We start from the raw sequence: 692 nt of genomic DNA on the forward strand, positions 1-692 counted from the left end.
TGCCCTTGAGCACGGCCGGCCGATCAACGGTCTTGGTCGCCTTGGCAGTGGTGGCCGAGGGCGCCTGCGGCGACTGCGCCTGGCTGCAGCCGGCCAGCGCCATCAGCAGGGCCGTGGCAAGCAGGGAGCCCAGCGGGCGCGAGGATGTCAACAACATGGCAACTCCTGGTATCAGCAAAAGGGGGACGCGCCGCGCCTCAGCGCAGCGCGTCAAGCCGTGCCTGCAGGCCGGCCGCACTGAGTTCCCCCATGTGCAGGCCCTGCAGACGGCCGCTTGAATCGAAGAACAGGGTAGTCGGATACGCGTGCACCTGCAGCCGTTCGGAGGTCAGGCTGTCAGGATCCAGCAGCACGTTGTGCAGCGACAGGCGCTCGCTGGCCAGGAACTGCTGCACGTCCTCGACCGTTTCTCCCTGGTTGACAAACACGAAGCGCATCGCCGGATCACGCGCCTGCGCGCCGGCGAAGATCGGCATTTCGCGGCGGCACGGGCCGCACCAGCTGGCCCACAGGTTGACCACGACCGGCTGACCGCCCTCCCCGCCCAGCGTGGCCGGTTGCCCTTGCAGCGACTGCAGGGTAAGCGCGGGCAGCGCGATACGTGACTGCTGCAGCTGCGCCATGCCCAGCGACAGTCCGATCCAGCACAGCACCCCGGCCACGGTGCCGGCCCACACCGGTCGTCGCAGCGC

Annotated in this window: 1 protein-coding gene; it reads right to left on the minus strand. The window is 69.1% G+C overall.

What is annotated here, in order from left to right:
- Positions 1-197: 197 nt before the first annotated feature.
- Positions 198-692: TlpA family protein disulfide reductase (locus ACXJKJ_RS30680; protein ID WP_457395248.1), on the minus strand; the 495-nt coding region annotated here is incomplete at its 5' end.

Source organism: Roseateles sp. P5_E1 (assembly GCF_054049335.1).